The following is a 15,189-nucleotide window of genomic DNA, read 5'->3' on the forward strand; positions in this document are numbered from 1 at the left end:
TCGGATCATGACGCAGACACAGCAGCACACGCAGACCGATCCCCACGCCCTGACGCTTCTCGTCACCGGTGCCACCGGGACCGTCGGCCGCCAGGTCGTCGCCGAACTCCTCGACCGCGGCCACCGGGTCCGCGCCCTCACCCGCGACCCGGAGAAGGCCGCGTTCCCCGACGGCGTCGAGGTGGTGCGGGGCGACCTGACCGAACCCGACACCCTGGTCCCGGCACTGGAGGGCGTCACCGGCCTCCACCTGATCACCTTCGGCGGCGCGTACTTCGCCCCGCTGGAGACCGGGCCGCGCATCCTGGAACTGGCCAGGGCCGCCGGCGTACGGCGGGTCACCGTGCTGCACGGCGGCGGGCCGTCGTTGCTGGAGGACGCGGTACGGGCCGACGACGAGCTGGACTGGACGGTGCTGATGCCCGTCGAGTTCATGGCCAACGCCCTCGCGTGGGCGCCCGGCATCGTCGAGAACGACGAGGTGCGCGAACCCTTCGCGGACCGGATCAGCGCCATGGTGCACGAGGGCGACATCGGCGCGGTCGCCGCCGTGGCGCTCACCGAGGAGGGCCACGGCCGCCGGGAGTACGTGCTCACCGGTCCCGAGGTGCTGACCCTCGCGGACAAGACCGCCGCCATCGGCGCCGCTCGCGGCCGCGAGGTCGCGCTCGTGGAGCTGAGCGAGGACGAGGCCGTCGCGCAGTGGCGGGCGGCGGGGCACGACGACGAGGTGGTCGGCTTCCTCCTGGAGGCGTACGGGAACACGCCGGAGGTCGGCTACACGGTCGTCGACACCGTCGAGAAGGTCACCGGTCGCCCGGCCAGGACCTTCGCCGCATGGGCCGCCCGGCACGCGCACGCGTTCACGGCGTAGCCGTGCGCGAAGTGCCGCGCCCGGTCCCGGAGTTCGTGCCGGGGCCGGGTGCGGCGGGCCGTCAGGCGCCGGGGTCGCGGGCGTCGTGGACGGTGATCGCCCGTACCGGGCAGACACGGACGGCCTCGCGCAGCATCGTGCCGCCCGCGGTCTCGCGGCCCGGCCGTACGGTGCCGTAGCCGTCGTCGTCCTGGGTGAAGACGTCCGGCGCGGTCAGGGCGCACTGGCCGGCGCCGATGCACACCGAACGGTCGACGGCGATCGTGACGGGAGCGGGCATACGACGGGCTCCTCTCACCAGGCGACGGGCAGTTCGATCAGCCCCTGGATGGTGTCGCCCGGCTTGAACGGCACCTCGTCCGCGGGCACCGCGAGCCGCAGCCCCGGCAGCCGGCGCAGCAGCGTGCCGAGCGCGAGCTCCAGCTCCGCGCGGGCCAGGTTCTGCCCCAGGCACTGGTGGATGCCGTAGCCGAAGGCCACGTGGTGCCGGGCCGACCGGCCCCAGTCCAAGGTGTCCGGCTCGCTGAACGCGGCGGCGTCCCGGTTGATGACGGACGTGGAGAACACCACGCCCTCGCCGGCGCGCACCACCGTCCCGGGCGCGCCCTCGACCGGGATGTCCTCGCGGGCCACGCGCAGCATCCCGTCCGCGATCGACAGGTACCGCAGCAACTCCTCGACGGCGACCGGGACGAGGGCCGGGTCCGCCCGCAGTTCGGCCAGCCGCTCGGGGTGGGACAGCAGCGTGTACGTGCCCAGCGAGATCATGTTCGCCGTGGTCTCGTGCCCGGCGACGAGCAGGATGGTGGCCAGGTCCACCAGCTCCTCCCGCCCGGGTCCGCCCTCCTCCTCCGCCCGCGCCACCAGGTCGTCCAGGACGCCCTCGCCGGGCTTCTTCCGCTTGCGGTCGACGAGTTCGCCGAGGTACCCCTCCAGGTCGGCGAGCGCCTGCTCGGTGTCCGCGGCCGTCGGCCCGCGCAGCAGCCGGCGGGACCGCTCCTCGAAGAAGTCGTGGTCCTCGTACGGCACGCCGAGCAGTTCGCAGATCACCATGGACGGCACCGGCAGCGCGAACGCGCTCACCAGCTCCGCCGGCGGCCCCTGGGCCACCATGGCGTCCAGCAGCCGGTCCACGATCTCCTGGATGCGCGGGCGCAGGCGCTCGGCCCGCTTGAGCGTGAAGCTCGGGATCAGCAGCCGGCGCTGGGCGTTGTGCTCCGGGTCGTCCAGGCCGAGCAGCGCCGCCCGGCGCCGTCGGCGCAGGCCCGCGGCGCGCTCGGTCGGGATCGGGAAGTCGTCGCGAGTGCTGTCGGTGGAGAGGCGCTGGTCCGCGAGGAGCGCGCGGGCGGTGCCGTGTCCGGTCACCAGCCACACCTCCCGCCCGTCCCACAGGGTCACCCGGGACAGGGGGCGCTCGTCGTCGGTCTGCGGATAGCCGGTCGGGGGATGGTAGGGACAGCTGCGGTCTTGGGGGAACGCCACGGCCTTCGACATGCCTCCACTACATGCCTCAGGCACCCATGCGGTCTACATGCAGTTCGGCCAAACCACCGGAACGGGGGCACTTGCCCGGAGTCCCACAGGAATGGAGGATCACCTCGTGATCGACAAGGGTGGGGACTTCGAGGAAAGGGCCGGTGCGGCGCGGTGGGGGCGATGATCAAGGGAGCCAACGGCTTTGTGCCGTCCGTGCCGTTGCGGATCGCCGTGACGGGCGGCGTGGACGCGATGGCGCTGCTGCTCACGGAGGCCGGGACGGTGCGGGGCGACGCGGACGTGGTGTTCCACGGCGCCCCCGCGCATCCGACGGGCGCCGTACAGCTGTCGGGCGAGGACGCCGGGAGCGCGTGGCTCGACGTGGCGCTGCCGGCTGTGGAGGAGCAGATCGACCGGGTGCTGGTCGTCGGTTCGACGGACGGCGGCCGGGCGATGCGGGACGCCTCCGGACTGGCCGTCGAGGCGTTCGCGCCCGACGGCACGTCGGTGGCGCGGTACGAGGTGACCGACGCCGCGGGGGAGACGGCGATGGTCCTGGCCGAGCTGTACCGGCGGGCCGGCGGCTGGAAGTTCCGCGCGGTGGGCCAGGGTTACGAGAACGGCATCGAGGGCCTGGCCACGGACCACGGGGTCGAGGTCGCGCAGGCGGAGGCGCCGGCCCATGCGGGGCCGGTACCGCAGCACGTGCCGCCGCCGGTCTCGGTTCCGGTGCAGGTGCCGGTGCCGTCGGCGGCACCCGCCTTCGCCGTGCCCACGCCGCCGGTCCCGCCCGTGGCCTCGGTGCCGCCGGTACCACCTGTGGCCTCGGCGCCGCCGGTACCACCTGTGGCCCCCGTGCCGCCGGTCCCGCCCGTGGCCTCGGTGCCGCCCGTACCGCCGTCCGCTCCCGTGCCTCCCGGGCCCGCGGCCCCGTGGACGTACGGCGCGGTCTTCGAGCCGCACCTGTTCAGCGGCCGCGACAACGACGTGCTCACGGTCGACGGGCTCCCGCCGGGGCCCGTCGTCGTCGAACTCTCCGTGCGCGGGGACGGATACACCGGCCTGACGACCCTGAACCGGCGCAACAAGGAGCAGGACTACCTGGTCAACAGCACCGAGGACGACTTCTACGGCCGGCTGCTCACCCATGTCCCCAAGCACGGCTCCCTGCGCATGCGGCTGGAGGCGGAGGGCCCGTGGCGGGTGGCGGTGCTGCCGCTGTCGGCGGCGCGCGTCCTGACGGAGGAGCAGGCGGAGTTCCGCGGCCCCGACGTCCTGCTGCACACGGCGGGGGTGGCGGACCTGGTCATCCAGTACCGAGGCGAGGACAACCTCATCGTCAACACCTTCGAGCTCGCCGGTCACGAGGACCCGACGGCCCTGCCCGACGACGACAACGTGGTCAACGAGATCGGCCGGCGACGCGAGGTCGTCCCGCTGCCCGAGGGCCCGTTGGTCGTCCAGTTCGAGATGGCCGACGGCCCGTGGACGGCGGGCCTGACCCGGGTACAGCCCTGGACGGGAGACCGAGGGCACCTCCCGGACGACGAGTCGTGGTGAGCGGCACCCGAGGCGCCGCGACCTGAAACCGACAGCAGCGAGGCGGGCGGCCACGCCGGGGCGGTGCCCCCGGCGTGGTCAGCCCGCCTTCTTCGCTTCTGCCGCGCCCGACGCCGACCAGCGGAACTGCATGTCCGGCTCGTCCTGCAACTCCAGCACACCGGCGGCCGTCAGCTGGTGCAGTACCTCGTGCAGGGCGTTCCCCAGCGGATTGTTCGTCCAGAACACCCGCTTCACGGAGGTGAAGGAGTCTTCCTCGTCGAAGATTCCCAGCGCCCGCCCCACCTCGAAGGCGGCACCGTCCCAGTCCTCCCACTGGGCCAGCTTCTCCGGCAGCGCCATGCCCCACCCCTCTCCTGGCACGCGCGTTCGCCCCTGTGGCACGGCGCGTGCGCCGTCATCCTACGAGCGGCCCAGGGGGCGCACGAACCTGCGGGCGTCCCTTGACCCGGCCGTCGGGCGTGCATATATTTCGTTCGGACGAACGAAATATATCTGGACGCCGAGCCGGGCCCGGACGGGCCGTGAGCGGGGGAGTGACGTACCCATGGACACTCGCGAGACCGAGATCCGCGCCCTCTTCGCGGAGTACTGCAGGACCTGGACCGAGGCGGACTCCGTCGGCTTCGGCCGGCTGTTCACCGAGGACGCCGACTACGTGTCGTACGACGGCAGTTGGGCGGCCGGGGTGGAACGGCTGCAGGAGAACCACGACAAGCTCTTCCGCGGCGTCATCGCCGGTTCGGCGATGGTCGGCGAGATCGAGTCGCTCCGCTTCGTCACCGACTCCGTGGCCGTGGTCGTCGGCAACGGCTCGGTGCTCATGCCCTGGCGCAGCACGCTCCCCAGGCGGCGGCTGTCCCGGCAGATCATCGTCTGCGTGCGCACGCCGGACGGCTGGCGGATCGCCGCGATCCAGAACGGCCGGCAGCGGCCGGTCGGCATCCCCGAGCCGGACTCGATGCCCTCGCGGATGTCGCAGGGCATGACCCGGCTCGCCCAGCGCCTCGGCGTGGGCCGCGCCCGCGCCGTGACGCTGCCTCAGCCCGTACGGTCGCCCTCCGCGAAGGCGGGCGTCACCCCGTCGGGACCGGCGGCGGGGGGATCACCCAGCGCAGGGCCGCGGTGATCGCGTGGCCGCCGGGGCGGGCCAGCGGGAGGATCAGGCGGAGGGTGCGCGGCGGGCCGACCTCCGCGCGGGCCCAGGGCGGCAGCAGTTCGACCGCCGCGGCCGCCAGGAACGCGTACGGCACCCTGGCGGGAGCCGGGAGCGGCGGTTCGGACAGCAGGAACCGGGCCGTCGCCCGGGACTCCGGCGTGGCCCGCAGCTCGGGCCGGTACGCGGCGAGCAGCGCCGTCAGCTCGGCGCGGGTCTCGGGGGGCCGCTCCACGCCGAGCCGGCGCGCCACCTGCGCCATGTCGGCCACGTACCTGTCCTGGCCCGCCGCGTCCAGCGGCCGCCGCCCGTACCGCAGGTGCGCGCGCAGGAAGCACTCGGCCTCCGCGAGGTGGACCCAGCCGAGCAGGTGCGGATCGGAGGCGCGGTACGGCACGCCCTCGGACGTCGTCCCGCTGATGCTCGCGTGCACCCGCCGGACCCGCTCCACCGCCCGGGCCGCGTCCTCGGCGGTGCCGAAGGTGGTCACGGCGAGGAAGGTGCTGGTGCGCTGGAGGCGGCCCCACGGGTCGCCCTGGAATCCGGAGTGGGCGGCGACGGCCGCCATCGCGAGCGGATGCAGCGACTGGAGCAGCAGGGCGGCCAGCCCGCCGACGTACATCGAGGCGTCCGCGTGCACCACCCGCACCGGCCGCTCCGGTCCGAACCAACGAGGTCCGGGCGCCCCGTGGATGCGGGCCCGCTTCTCGTGCGCCGTCGGACCCGCGACGTGGTGCAGCAGCACGTCGCCGGCCCGCTCGCGCAGCTCGCCCGGAGACAGCAGAGACCGACTCACGCCCCCAGTATGGCGCTGCGCTTCCCTCCCCGGGAGGGTGCGGACGGGACGGCTACCGGCGGCCGGCCGTCGGCGCCTCGATCGTCCGCACCGCCTCGACCAGCGGGGCCAGCTCCGGGTTCCGCGCGGCTTCGGCGAGGGCTTCACGGAGCGTGGCGTCATGGGTGGGCCGGGCCTCCTCCAGGAGCTTCCGGCCCTGCTCGGTGACGTCGGTGTAGATGCCACGCCGGTCGGTCGGGCACAGGTACCGGGTCAGCAGGCCCCGGTCCTCGAGCCGGGAGACCAGGCGGGTGGTGGCGCTCTGGCTCAGCACCACGGCATCGGCGACCTGCTTCATCTGCAGGTGCCCGCCCTCCCCGCCGTGCTGGCGGGCGAGGACGTCGAGGAGCGCGTACTCCCGCGCGCTCAGGTCGTGCCGGGCCTGCAGGGCGCGTTCGAGATGCGTCTCGATCCGGTCGTGCAGCACGGAGAGGGCGTCCCAGCCGTCCGCCAGGGCGGTGAGCGCGGGGTCGGTGGCGGCCATCGGGCCCAGCCTCCTTCCGGTGCGTCTGCCGCCCAGGATACGCCACAGGGGAAAATAACCGCCAGATCCGGTAGAAAGCGCCTGCAAGTGCCTGCGAGTGGTCCCGGTCCCTCGGGCTGCGGGGTACTTGGCGGCGACGGCGGCGCGTGAGCGGCGGCCGTGATCATCGGTTCTCGCCTCCTTCCGGGGGCCTGTTCCCTGCCGGTGTGAGGTAGTGGTCCGGGTGGGCGTCGAAGGCGGATGCGCACTGCGCGGAGCAGAAGAAGTAGCTGCCGTGGTCGGTGTCGCGCCGTTCGGCGGCGGTTGACGGGTTCAGGCGCATGCCGCACACCGGATCGACCGCACTGTCCTCGACGCCGGGCTGGGGTCCCTCGCCGATGGTGGGCTCGGGCTGGTGGTGTGCGTGTGCGGCGGCAGTGGTGGGGGCCGGGGTGCGGTCGGCTGCGGATTCCACCTCGGGCTCCACGGGCTCTGAGGTGGCGGCCGGGAGCGGGCTGGTGCGCCAGCGGCGCAGGCGCGAGGCGTTGGTGACGACGGACAGGGAGGACAGGGCCATGGCGCCGGCGGCGATGATCGGGCTGAGGCGGATGCCCCACAGCGGGTAGAGGGCGCCTGCGGCGAGCGGTACGCCGATCGCGTTGTAGATCAGGGCGAAGAACAGGTTCTGCTTGATGTTGCGCATGGTGGCGCGGGAGAGCCGGATGGCGGTGACGACGCCGGTCAGGGAACCGGAGATGAGGGTGATGTCGGCGGCCTCGATGGCGACGTCGGTTCCGGTACCGATGGCCAGGCCGACGTCGGCGGCGGCGAGCGCGGGGGCGTCGTTGATGCCGTCGCCGACCATGCCCACGGTGCGGCCCTCGGCCTGCAGGCGGCGGATCTCGTCGGCCTTGTGTTCGGGCAGGACCTCGGCCAGGACCCGGCGTACGCCGACCCGGGCGGCGATGGCGGCGGCGGTGCGGGCGTTGTCACCGGTGATGATGACCGTCTGCAGGCCGAGCCGGTGCAGGGCCGCGATGGCCTGGACCGAGTCGTCCTTGAGGGTGTCGGCGACGGCGAGGACGCCTGCGGGCCGGCCGTCGACGGCGGCCAGGACCGGAGTCTTGCCCTCGGCGGAGAAGCCGGCGGCCACCTCGGTGAGGGCGCCGGTGTCGACGTCGGCGTCGGCGAGCAGCCGGGCGGTGCCGACGAGGACCGTGCGGCCGTCGACGCTGGCCCGGACTCCCTTGCCGGTGACCGAGTCGAAGCCACTTGCCGCAGGCGGGGTGAGGCCGCGGTCGCGGGCCCCGGCGACGATCGCGCCCGCGAGCGGGTGCTCGCTGTCCGCCTCGGCCCCGGCCACCAGCGCCAGCAGCTCGCTCTCCTGGAAGCCGTTGGCGGTGCGCACATCCGTGAGGGCGGGCCTGCCTGCCGTGACGGTGCCGGTCTTGTCCAGCACGATCGTGTCCAGCTTGTGGGCGGTCTCCAGGGCCTCGGCGGAGCGGATGAGGATGCCGGCCTGCGCGCCTTTCCCGGTGCCGACCATGACGGACAGGGGTGTGGCCAGACCGAGGGCGCAGGGGCAGGCGATGATCAGTACCGCTACGGCGGAGACCAGCGCCAGGGTGAGCGCTGGGGCGGGCCCGACGGTGTACCAGAGGGCGAAGGCAGCGACGGCGATGGCGATGACGGCGGGCACGAAGTAGGCGGAGACCGTGTCGGCGAGCCGCTGGATGGGGGCCTTGGACGCCTGGGCCTGCTGCACCAGGCGGATGATCTGGGCGAGCATCGTGTCGGCGCCGACCTTGCTCGCCCGGACCCGCAGGGAGCCGGTGGTGTTGACGGTGGCGCCGATGACCGTGTCCCCTGCGTGCTTGGTGACCGGCATCGGCTCGCCGGTGACCATCGACTCGTCCACCGCCGAGGACCCGGACAGCACGACCGAGTCGACCGGGACCTTCTCCCCGGGCCGGATCACCACCGTGTCGCCGACCGTCACGTCCTCGACCGGGACCTCCGTCTCGGTGCCGTCGCGGATCACGCGGGCGGTGCGGGCCTGGAGACCGAGGAGGGAACGGATGGCCTCGCCGGTGCCGGCCTTGGCGCGGGCCTCCAGCAGGCGGCCGAGCAGGATGAGGGTGAGGATGACCCCGACCGCCTCGAAGTACACCTCCCGCACGTCCTCCGGAAGCAGACCGGGCGCGAGGGTGACCAGCAGGCTGTAGCCGTAGGCGGCCGTCGTCCCCAGGGTGATCAGGGAGTTCATGTCGGCGCCGCGGTGCTTGAGGGTCAGCCAGCCGGTGGAGTGGATCGGCCAGCCGGTGTAGAACATCACCGGCGTGATCAGTGCCAGCTGGAGCCAGTGGTCCAGCAGCCAGCCCGGCACCCAGTCCGCGCCGAACAGCTCGTGGGCCATGACGGCGAAGAGCACCGGCAGCGTGAGCACCGCGCCGACGGCGACCCGGCGGGTGAGGTCCGTGATCTCGGCGCGCCGCTCGGCGGCCTCGGCCGCCTCCGCCTCGGCTCCACTGCCTTCGCCGAGACCGTGCCCGGCAGCGGCGGAGGGAGCCTCGCCCCGGCCCTCTCCGCCCGGCGTGGCCTCCGTGGCACTGGGGCCGTCCGCGGGTTCGACCAGCAGGGTGCCGTGGATCATGTTCATCCCGCAGGCGAAACCGTAAGAGCCCGCCTGTTCCGGGCTGATCCGTACGGTGGTGCGGGCATGGGCCGGCAGCCCGGCGCTGACCCGCAGGTCGGGGAAGACGACCCGGTTGGTGCACTCCCCGCTCTCCTGCCGGTCGAAGACCAGCTCCACCGGCACGCCCTGGCGGACCTTGATGACGTTGGGGCTGTAGCCGCCCCGCACGGTCACCTCGACCCGCTGCACGCCGCCCTCCAACTGCGCGGTGCGGGCCTTGCGCGGGCCGAAGAAGAACCAGCCCAGTCCTCCGATCAGGACCGCGGTCAGGATCACGACCACGACATCGGCGACACCCATGGCAGATCGCCCTCCTTGCGTGTGCGCTCCCTCCCAGCGTCCCTTGCCCTACCCGCACCAGGTAGGGGCTGACCGGCCCACCAGCCGGGGACCACCCGGCCCTGCACCGTACGACTGGGACCGGGTGACCATGATGGTGAACGACCAGGCGGGCAGCGGGGCTCGCAGCCCCGCCCTTCCGGTCACCGGGGAGGCGATCGTGATGATGTTCTGGTTCGACCACGACGTCAGCGGCTGGGGCTGGTTCGCGATGTCGGCCGGCATGATCGCGTTCTGGGCTCTGATCATCGCCGCCGCCGTCCTGCTCCTGCGGACACTGAGCCCAGCCACCGAGCCCACTCCCCGCCCTGCTGCGCCTCGCCTGAGCAGCAGCTCGCTGAGCGGTTCGCCCGCGGCGACATCGACGAGGAGGACTACCGGCGGCGCCTGGATGCGCTGCACGGCTCCGGCCCACCCACCAAGCATTGACCCCGGCCGACTCAACTGCGCCCGGCCGGACCGGCTGTCTCGGGAAGAAGGCGCCGTGATGAACAACAACAAGAACTACGGTCTGTACGCGGTCGCGCTCGCCATCGCCTTCGTGGGCGCCTTGGCGCTCGGCGTGCCCGTGGGCACGCTCGCTCTCCTGGCTGTCGTCTCCGTCTGCCCGCTGATGATGTTCTTCATGATGCGCGGCATGCACGGGGGCGGTCACGGCGATGACGGGCCCATGGACGATCGCGATCCGATGCGCAAGCACGACCACCAGCACCCCGGATCCGGCCGGCCCTGACCGGGCCGGCCGTGTACGCCACGGCAGACCCCTCCGGGACGTCCCGGCGAACCGAGCGGCACCTCATTCCGGGAGCAGACCGTGACCGGCAAGAGCCCGACGGCACACGATCGAACGGCCACGCGGGATCCATGCCCGGACAAGGGAAGTGGTGCTCGGCTGCCGGTGACCAGCGGACGAGCCGGTGACGCAGCCGCGCGCCCGGGGCCTGAACCGCCACACCCGACGGATGCATGGCGAGCAAGGAGTCACCATGACCAGCATCACCCAACGCATCACCACCCTGTTCCGGATCAAGGCGAACAAGGCGCTGGACAAGGCCGAGGACCCGCGCGAGGTCCTGGACTACTCCTACGAGCAGCAGCTGCAGATGCTGCAACGCGTGCGGCGCGGGGTGGCCGACGTGGCGACCAGCCGCAAGCGGGTCGAACTCCAGCTCAGCCGGCTCCAGCAGTCCACCGACAAACTGCAGGGCCAGGCCGAGCAGGCGCTGGCCGCCGGGCGTGAGGACCTGGCCCGCGAGGCGCTCACCCGCCGTACCGCTGTGGCCGCGCAGATCACCGACCTGCAAGCCGAGCACACGTCGCTGAAGGAGCAGGAGGACAAGCTCACGCTCGCCGCCCAGCGCCTGGAGGGCAAGGTGGACGCCTTCCGGACCCGCAAGGAGACCATCAAGGCCAGCTATACCGCAGCCGAGGCCCAGACCCGCATCACCGAAGCCGTGACCGGCATCGGCGAGGAGATGGGCGACGTGGGCCTGGCCATGCAGCGCGCCCAGGACAAGACCGAACAGCTGCAGGCACGCGCCGGCGCCCTGGACGAACTGATCGCCTCCGGAGCACTGGACGACGCCACCCTGCCGGCCGGCCGGGACGACATCCAGGCCGAACTGGAGCGTGTCACCGCAGGTCGGGACGTGGAGCTCGAACTGGCCAGGATGAAAACACAGCTGCCGGCGGGATCCGCTCCGCAGGCGGTGGCCAGTGCACGACGGCCGGAGCGGGAGGAGAAGTCATGATCATGCGGATTCTCGGCGAGGGCCAGTACGACATCGCCGACGAGCACCTCGAACAGCTCAACTACCTGGACTCCGCCCTGCAGAAGGCCGCCGACGCGGGTCAGGAGACGGCTTTCGCGTCTGCCCTGTCGGCTCTGCTGGATGCCGTACGCCGCCTCGGCACACCGCTTCCCGACGAGCGGATCACTCCATCGGATCTGGTGCTGCCCGACGAGTCGACCAGCCTGCCGCAGGTGCGCGAGCTGCTGTCTGACGAGGGCCTGATCCCAGGCTGACGGGGTGATGGCGATGCGCAGCAGGTTCGAGCCCGACCGGCAGCTGACCGCCCGCATGGCGGTCACCATGTTCTTGCTCGGACTGCTCTACGTGGCGTTCATCGCCGCGCTGATCGTGCTGCTCAAGTCCGTCGTCCTCGTAGTCGTGATCGCCGCTGCCCTGCTGAGCGCCCAGTACTGGTACTCCGACCGCATCGCCCTGTACGCCATGCGCGGCCGGCTCGTCACGGTCGAGGAACAGCCGCGGCTGCACGGGGTCGTGGACCGGCTGTGCGCGAGCGCGGACATGCCCAAGCCGCGGGTAGCGGTCTCCGACATGGACCTGCCCAACGCCTTTGCCACGGGCCGCAACGCCGACCATGCCGTGGTCTGCGTGACCACCGGCCTCATGCGCCGCCTGGAGACCGAGGAACTCGAAGGCGTCCTCGCCCACGAACTCTCCCACGTCGCCCACCGCGACGTGGCGGTGATCACCATCGCCTCGTTCCTGGGCGTCATCGCCGGGCTGATCGTCCGGTTCGCCTTCTACTCCCAGCTGTTCGGCGGGCGCAGCCAGCGCGACCAGAACACCGCCGTCGTCTTCCTGGCCGTGATGGCCGTGTCCGCCCTCGTCTACGCCGTCAGCTTCCTGCTCATCCGGGCCCTGTCCCGCTACCGCGAACTGGCCGCTGACCGGGCCGCGGCCATGCTGACCGCCAAGCCGTCCGTGCTGGCCTCGGCGCTGACCAAGGTCAGCGGCGACATCGCGCGCATCCCCACCGAGGACCTGCGGACCGCCCAGGCGTTCAACGCGTTCTTCTTCACCCCCGCCCTCGGGCCCGGCACCGCGGTGGGCAACCTGTTCTCCACCCATCCCACCCTGGAACGCCGGCTGGAGGCGCTCGCGGAGCTCTCCGCACAGCTCGGCGAAGCGGGCGGCGAACCCGGCAGGCACTGAGCGAAGGAGACGGTGGTCCTATGGGTTTCTGGGATGTGCTGTTCGGCCGGAGCAAGCCGGTCCGGCCCGACCTGGACCAGCTCTTCGCCCTGCCCTCGGCTGCGATCACCCTCCAGGCCGCCATCGGCTTCACCCCGACCGGCGAGGGCTCGGTCTGCTTCGCCGCGATCGAAGGCGGCGCCTTCGCCCAGGTCCAGCAAGAGGTGGGAGCCCTCCTGGCCGCCGATTCCGAACGCGGCGGCGCCCCGCTGGAGTTCAGCCACGACACTTACGGCTACTCCTGGCTGCTCTCCCGCCGCCCACCGGACGACCTGCCCGCCCTCGTGAGCGACCTCCACGCGGTCAACACCTCCCTGCAGGACAGCGGCTTTGGCCCGCACCTCCTCTGTTCCCTGGTCACCTTCCACGACGCCGAACTGCGCTCGCTCGCGCTCGTCTACCTCTACAAGCGCGGCACCTTCTACCCGTTCGCCCCGCTGCCCGGCAACACACGCGACAACCCGCTGGAACTCCAGGTCAAGGCCGTACTCAAGGACGACCTGCGCATCGAGCAGGACCTGAGCCGCTGGTTCCCCCTCTGGGGCGCCCCCGGCCTGTGATCCGACGCAAGCCTGCCCACCCGACCCGGGGAGGTGACCACGTGAACAAACCCCAGCCCCGCTCCGGGGACGACCCGCGAACCGCCCGCCCGCTGCTGGCGGCGGCCGGCATCGAGAAGGCGTACCGGCGCGGCCCGTGGCCGGTACGCCGCACGACTCCGGTGCTGCGGGGCGTGGATCTCACCCTGTTTCCCGGCGAGGCGGTCGGCATCGTCGGGGAGAACGGATCCGGGAAGAGCACCCTGATGAAGATCCTGGTCGGTGCGCTCGCCGCCGACGCCGGAACCGTGACCCGCACCGGACGGCTGGGCTACTGCCCGCAGCAACCGGTCGTCTACGAACGCCTCACCTGCGACGAGCACTTCGAGCTGTTCGGCCACGCCTACGCCATGACGCGCGAGGCGGAACGACGTTCGCGCCGAGAGATCTACGCAGCCCTCGGCTTCGAACGCTACGCCGGCACCCGCGCGGACCAGCTGTCCGGCGGAACCCTGGCCAAGCTGAACCTGGGCCTGGCGCTCCTCGCCGATCCCGATGTGCTTCTGCTGGACGAGCCGTACGCGGGCTTCGACTTCGACACGTACCTCAAGTTCTGGAACCTGGTCGCCGGGCGTCGCAAGGCGGGCCGCTCGGTGCTGATCGTCAGCCACTTCGTCACGGACCGAGAACGCTTCGACCGCATTGTCGAACTGCGTGACGGCAGGGCGGTGCACGGATGACCGTCTTGGCGTTCGCGCGTCGCTTTCTCGCCGAGTCCGCCCGGACGCCGGTGAACCTCCTTGTGCTTGTGCTGGTTCCGGTGGTGTTCGTGGTGGCGGCCGCACGCCCGCTGGCGGACGCGGCCGAGCTGCTCGGCGGCACCGGCGGGCCCGCCGTACAGACAGCCACCGCAGGCTGGGCCGCGGGATTCATCGCGGCGATCGCCATGTACTTCCAGATACGCGCTTCGCACGCGGCTGATCGCCGGCTGATCCTCGCCGGCCTGGCGCCCCGCCGGCTGGTGGCCGCACGCATGGGCGCCGGCTCGGTCCTGGCCGTGACGGCCGCGGCGGCAGCTCTGCTGGCCCTCCAGCTGAGAACCGGGCTCGGCGATGATCCGGGGCGGGTGCTGGCAGGAACGCTGATGTACGCGGTGATCTACCTGGCCATCGGGGCGCTGATCGGCGCGACGGTGACCAGCCCCGTCAACGGCACCGTACTGGTGCTGTTCGTGTGGATCCTGGACGTCTTCTTCGGCCCTGTCCTCGGCGCTGCGGACCGAGCGGCGACCCGGGTGCTCCCGACGCACTTCGTGACGCTGTGGATGGTCGACGTGCCCTCCGGCCACAGCGGCCGGCCCGGAGATCTCGGCTGGGCCCTGGCCTGGACCGCGGCAGCCGCCGCGGTCGGCTGGACGGTGATCTCCGCGACCAGCCGCACGGCCCGTGCCCGACACGGTGGCAGGCCCGGCTCGGCGTGGGCCCAACTGGCCGCGGGGGTGCGCGCGGGGCTCAGAGAGGCCGGCCGCAACAGGGTGCTGTGGGTGCTGATCATCGCGGTGCCGACGGTCTTCGTCCTCCTCTCGGTGGTCACCACCCCCGAGCAGTCCACGTCTCTGACCGTCCGCGAAGGCGGACGCACCACCGTCCAGCGGGCGTGGCTTCCCGACATCCACGGCGGCACCATGGCACCGATCGCCACCGCCTCCCTGGCCACCCTCGCCGGACTCTTCACGGTCCTCAACGCCCGCACAGGCGACCAGCGCCTCGCCATCGCCGGGTTCCGCCCCGGCAGCCTGCTCGCCTCCCGCCTGACCGTCGTCGTCCTCGGCGCGCTGCTGGCCACCGCCGCCTCCCTCGCGGTGACCGCGACCGTCTTCGACGCCCGCCAATGGGGCCTCTACGTCGCCGCGAACGTCCTGCTCGCCCTCACCTACGGCCTCATCGGCGTCCTTCTGGGCCCGCTGTTCGGACGGGTCGGCGGGGTGCTGATCGCCTTCCTGCTGCCCTTCGTCGACCTGGGCATCGAACAGAGCCCCATGCTCCACCCCGACCCGCCCACCTGGGCGCACGCCCTGCCCGGCTACGGCTCCAGCCGCGTCCTCATCGACGCCGCCGTCACCCCGGGCTTCGACGAAACCGGCCCCCTGCTCATCGCCCTGGCCTGGCTGGCCGGACTCACCCTCACCGCCACCGCACTGTTCCGCCACACCATCGCCCCGGCCCGCACCAGGCGGCCGTCATGACCGGC

At 72.4% G+C, this 15,189-nt stretch carries 17 protein-coding genes; 11 read left to right on the plus strand and 6 right to left on the minus strand.

Annotated elements, in window-relative coordinates; genetic code table 11:
* Positions 1 to 7: 7 nt before the first annotated feature.
* On the plus strand, positions 8 to 874 hold the full coding sequence (locus ACNJ93_RS30775; protein ID WP_418960739.1) for an NAD(P)H-binding protein: 867 nt from the start codon (positions 8 to 10) through the stop codon (positions 872 to 874).
* A 61-nt stretch (positions 875 to 935) separates the two neighbouring features.
* On the opposite strand, the gene ACNJ93_RS30780 is transcribed toward ACNJ93_RS30775, so the two are convergent.
* The gene (locus tag ACNJ93_RS30780) at positions 936 to 1,154 is read right to left on the minus strand and encodes a ferredoxin (protein WP_418960740.1); all 219 of its coding nucleotides are present in this window, start codon (positions 1,152 to 1,154) and stop codon (positions 936 to 938) included.
* A 14-nt stretch (positions 1,155 to 1,168) separates the two neighbouring features.
* A complete protein-coding gene (locus tag ACNJ93_RS30785; protein ID WP_418960741.1) occupies positions 1,169 to 2,368 on the minus strand; it encodes a cytochrome P450 in 1,200 nt (399 codons plus the stop codon).
* Between the two features lie 162 nt (positions 2,369 to 2,530).
* Between ACNJ93_RS30785 and ACNJ93_RS30790 the strand changes: the two genes are divergently transcribed.
* A complete protein-coding gene (locus ACNJ93_RS30790; RefSeq protein WP_418960742.1) occupies positions 2,531 to 3,910 on the plus strand; it encodes a TerD family protein in 1,380 nt (459 codons plus the stop codon).
* 78 nt (positions 3,911 to 3,988) lie between these two features.
* Here the strand turns inward: ACNJ93_RS30790 and ACNJ93_RS30795 are convergent, their stop codons facing one another.
* Positions 3,989 to 4,252, minus strand: coding sequence for a hypothetical protein (locus ACNJ93_RS30795; protein ID WP_418960743.1), 264 nt, complete (start codon positions 4,250 to 4,252; stop codon positions 3,989 to 3,991).
* A 205-nt stretch (positions 4,253 to 4,457) separates the two neighbouring features.
* Between ACNJ93_RS30795 and ACNJ93_RS30800 the strand changes: the two genes are divergently transcribed.
* Positions 4,458 to 5,039: an SgcJ/EcaC family oxidoreductase gene (locus tag ACNJ93_RS30800; protein WP_418960744.1), complete on the plus strand. Its 582-nt coding sequence runs from the start codon at positions 4,458 to 4,460 to the stop codon at positions 5,037 to 5,039.
* Here the strand turns inward: ACNJ93_RS30800 and ACNJ93_RS30805 are convergent.
* The 3 genes from ACNJ93_RS30805 to ACNJ93_RS30815 form a co-directional block, all read right to left on the minus strand.
* Entirely contained in the window at positions 4,987 to 5,862 is an 876-nt protein-coding gene (locus ACNJ93_RS30805) for an oxygenase MpaB family protein (RefSeq protein ID WP_418960745.1), read from the minus strand. The genes ACNJ93_RS30800 and ACNJ93_RS30805 overlap by 53 nt on opposite strands.
* Positions 5,863 to 5,914: 52 nt before the next feature.
* On the minus strand, positions 5,915 to 6,385 hold the full coding sequence (locus tag ACNJ93_RS30810; RefSeq protein ID WP_418960746.1) for a MarR family winged helix-turn-helix transcriptional regulator: 471 nt from the start codon (positions 6,383 to 6,385) through the stop codon (positions 5,915 to 5,917).
* Positions 6,386 to 6,548: 163 nt separating this feature from the next.
* Complete coding sequence (locus ACNJ93_RS30815) at positions 6,549 to 9,359, minus strand: heavy metal translocating P-type ATPase (RefSeq protein WP_418960747.1); 2,811 nt, start codon at positions 9,357 to 9,359, stop codon at positions 6,549 to 6,551.
* A gap of 273 nt (positions 9,360 to 9,632) precedes the next feature.
* Between ACNJ93_RS30815 and ACNJ93_RS30820 the strand changes: the two genes are divergently transcribed.
* The 8 genes from ACNJ93_RS30820 to ACNJ93_RS30855 all read left to right on the plus strand — a co-directional run bounded on the left by ACNJ93_RS30820 (position 9,633) and on the right by ACNJ93_RS30855 (position 15,184).
* Positions 9,633 to 9,827 carry an SHOCT domain-containing protein gene (locus ACNJ93_RS30820; RefSeq protein ID WP_418961583.1) on the plus strand — a complete coding sequence of 65 codons (195 nt, stop codon included), beginning with the start codon at positions 9,633 to 9,635 and terminating at the stop codon, positions 9,825 to 9,827.
* Positions 9,828 to 9,885: 58 nt separating this feature from the next.
* Entirely contained in the window at positions 9,886 to 10,131 is a 246-nt protein-coding gene (locus ACNJ93_RS30825; RefSeq protein WP_418961584.1) for a DUF2933 domain-containing protein, read from the plus strand.
* Positions 10,132 to 10,384: 253 nt separating this feature from the next.
* Positions 10,385 to 11,149 carry a PspA/IM30 family protein gene (locus ACNJ93_RS30830; RefSeq protein ID WP_418960748.1) on the plus strand — a complete coding sequence of 255 codons (765 nt, stop codon included), beginning with the start codon at positions 10,385 to 10,387 and terminating at the stop codon, positions 11,147 to 11,149.
* The gene (pspAA, locus tag ACNJ93_RS30835) at positions 11,146 to 11,424 is read left to right on the plus strand and encodes a PspA-associated protein PspAA (protein WP_418960749.1); all 279 of its coding nucleotides are present in this window, start codon (positions 11,146 to 11,148) and stop codon (positions 11,422 to 11,424) included. Before ACNJ93_RS30830 ends, pspAA begins: the two co-directional genes overlap by 4 nt.
* Before the next feature lie 13 nt (positions 11,425 to 11,437).
* On the plus strand, positions 11,438 to 12,361 hold the full coding sequence (gene htpX / locus ACNJ93_RS30840) for a zinc metalloprotease HtpX (RefSeq protein ID WP_418960750.1): 924 nt from the start codon (positions 11,438 to 11,440) through the stop codon (positions 12,359 to 12,361).
* 20 nt (positions 12,362 to 12,381) lie between these two features.
* The gene (pspAB, locus tag ACNJ93_RS30845) at positions 12,382 to 12,960 is read left to right on the plus strand and encodes a PspA-associated protein PspAB (protein WP_418960751.1); all 579 of its coding nucleotides are present in this window, start codon (positions 12,382 to 12,384) and stop codon (positions 12,958 to 12,960) included.
* Positions 12,961 to 13,001: 41 nt separating this feature from the next.
* The gene (locus ACNJ93_RS30850; RefSeq protein WP_418960752.1) at positions 13,002 to 13,679 is read left to right on the plus strand and encodes an ATP-binding cassette domain-containing protein; all 678 of its coding nucleotides are present in this window, start codon (positions 13,002 to 13,004) and stop codon (positions 13,677 to 13,679) included.
* Positions 13,676 to 15,184, plus strand: a complete 1,509-nt coding sequence (locus tag ACNJ93_RS30855) for an ABC transporter permease (protein WP_418960753.1) — start codon at positions 13,676 to 13,678, stop codon at positions 15,182 to 15,184. The genes ACNJ93_RS30850 and ACNJ93_RS30855 overlap by 4 nt, the downstream gene beginning before the upstream one ends.
* Positions 15,185 to 15,189 lie beyond the last annotated feature (5 nt).

Origin of the sequence: Streptomyces tritici (assembly GCF_048500665.1) — a bacterium.
Taxonomy (GTDB): domain Bacteria; phylum Actinomycetota; class Actinomycetes; order Streptomycetales; family Streptomycetaceae; genus Streptomyces; species Streptomyces tritici.

What these genes read in the sequence shown, in the direction of transcription:
- ACNJ93_RS30795 (WP_418960743.1), bottom strand. Translation starts at nt 4,252, where the DNA reads ATGGCGCTGCCGGAGAAGCTGGCCCAGTGGGAGGACTGGGACGGTGCC.
- ACNJ93_RS30790 (WP_418960742.1), top strand. Translation starts at nt 2,531, where the DNA reads ATGATCAAGGGAGCCAACGGCTTTGTGCCGTCCGTGCCGTTGCGGATC.
- ACNJ93_RS30815 (WP_418960747.1), bottom strand. Translation starts at nt 9,359, where the DNA reads ATGGGTGTCGCCGATGTCGTGGTCGTGATCCTGACCGCGGTCCTGATC.
- ACNJ93_RS30785 (WP_418960741.1), bottom strand. Translation starts at nt 2,368, where the DNA reads ATGTCGAAGGCCGTGGCGTTCCCCCAAGACCGCAGCTGTCCCTACCAT.
- pspAA (WP_418960749.1), top strand. Translation starts at nt 11,146, where the DNA reads ATGATCATGCGGATTCTCGGCGAGGGCCAGTACGACATCGCCGACGAG.
- ACNJ93_RS30855 (WP_418960753.1), top strand. Translation starts at nt 13,676, where the DNA reads ATGACCGTCTTGGCGTTCGCGCGTCGCTTTCTCGCCGAGTCCGCCCGG.
- htpX (WP_418960750.1), top strand. Translation starts at nt 11,438, where the DNA reads ATGCGCAGCAGGTTCGAGCCCGACCGGCAGCTGACCGCCCGCATGGCG.
- pspAB (WP_418960751.1), top strand. Translation starts at nt 12,382, where the DNA reads ATGGGTTTCTGGGATGTGCTGTTCGGCCGGAGCAAGCCGGTCCGGCCC.
- ACNJ93_RS30830 (WP_418960748.1), top strand. Translation starts at nt 10,385, where the DNA reads ATGACCAGCATCACCCAACGCATCACCACCCTGTTCCGGATCAAGGCG.
- ACNJ93_RS30825 (WP_418961584.1), top strand. Translation starts at nt 9,886, where the DNA reads ATGAACAACAACAAGAACTACGGTCTGTACGCGGTCGCGCTCGCCATC.
- ACNJ93_RS30810 (WP_418960746.1), bottom strand. Translation starts at nt 6,385, where the DNA reads ATGGCCGCCACCGACCCCGCGCTCACCGCCCTGGCGGACGGCTGGGAC.
- ACNJ93_RS30775 (WP_418960739.1), top strand. Translation starts at nt 8, where the DNA reads ATGACGCAGACACAGCAGCACACGCAGACCGATCCCCACGCCCTGACG.
- ACNJ93_RS30780 (WP_418960740.1), bottom strand. Translation starts at nt 1,154, where the DNA reads ATGCCCGCTCCCGTCACGATCGCCGTCGACCGTTCGGTGTGCATCGGC.
- ACNJ93_RS30800 (WP_418960744.1), top strand. Translation starts at nt 4,458, where the DNA reads ATGGACACTCGCGAGACCGAGATCCGCGCCCTCTTCGCGGAGTACTGC.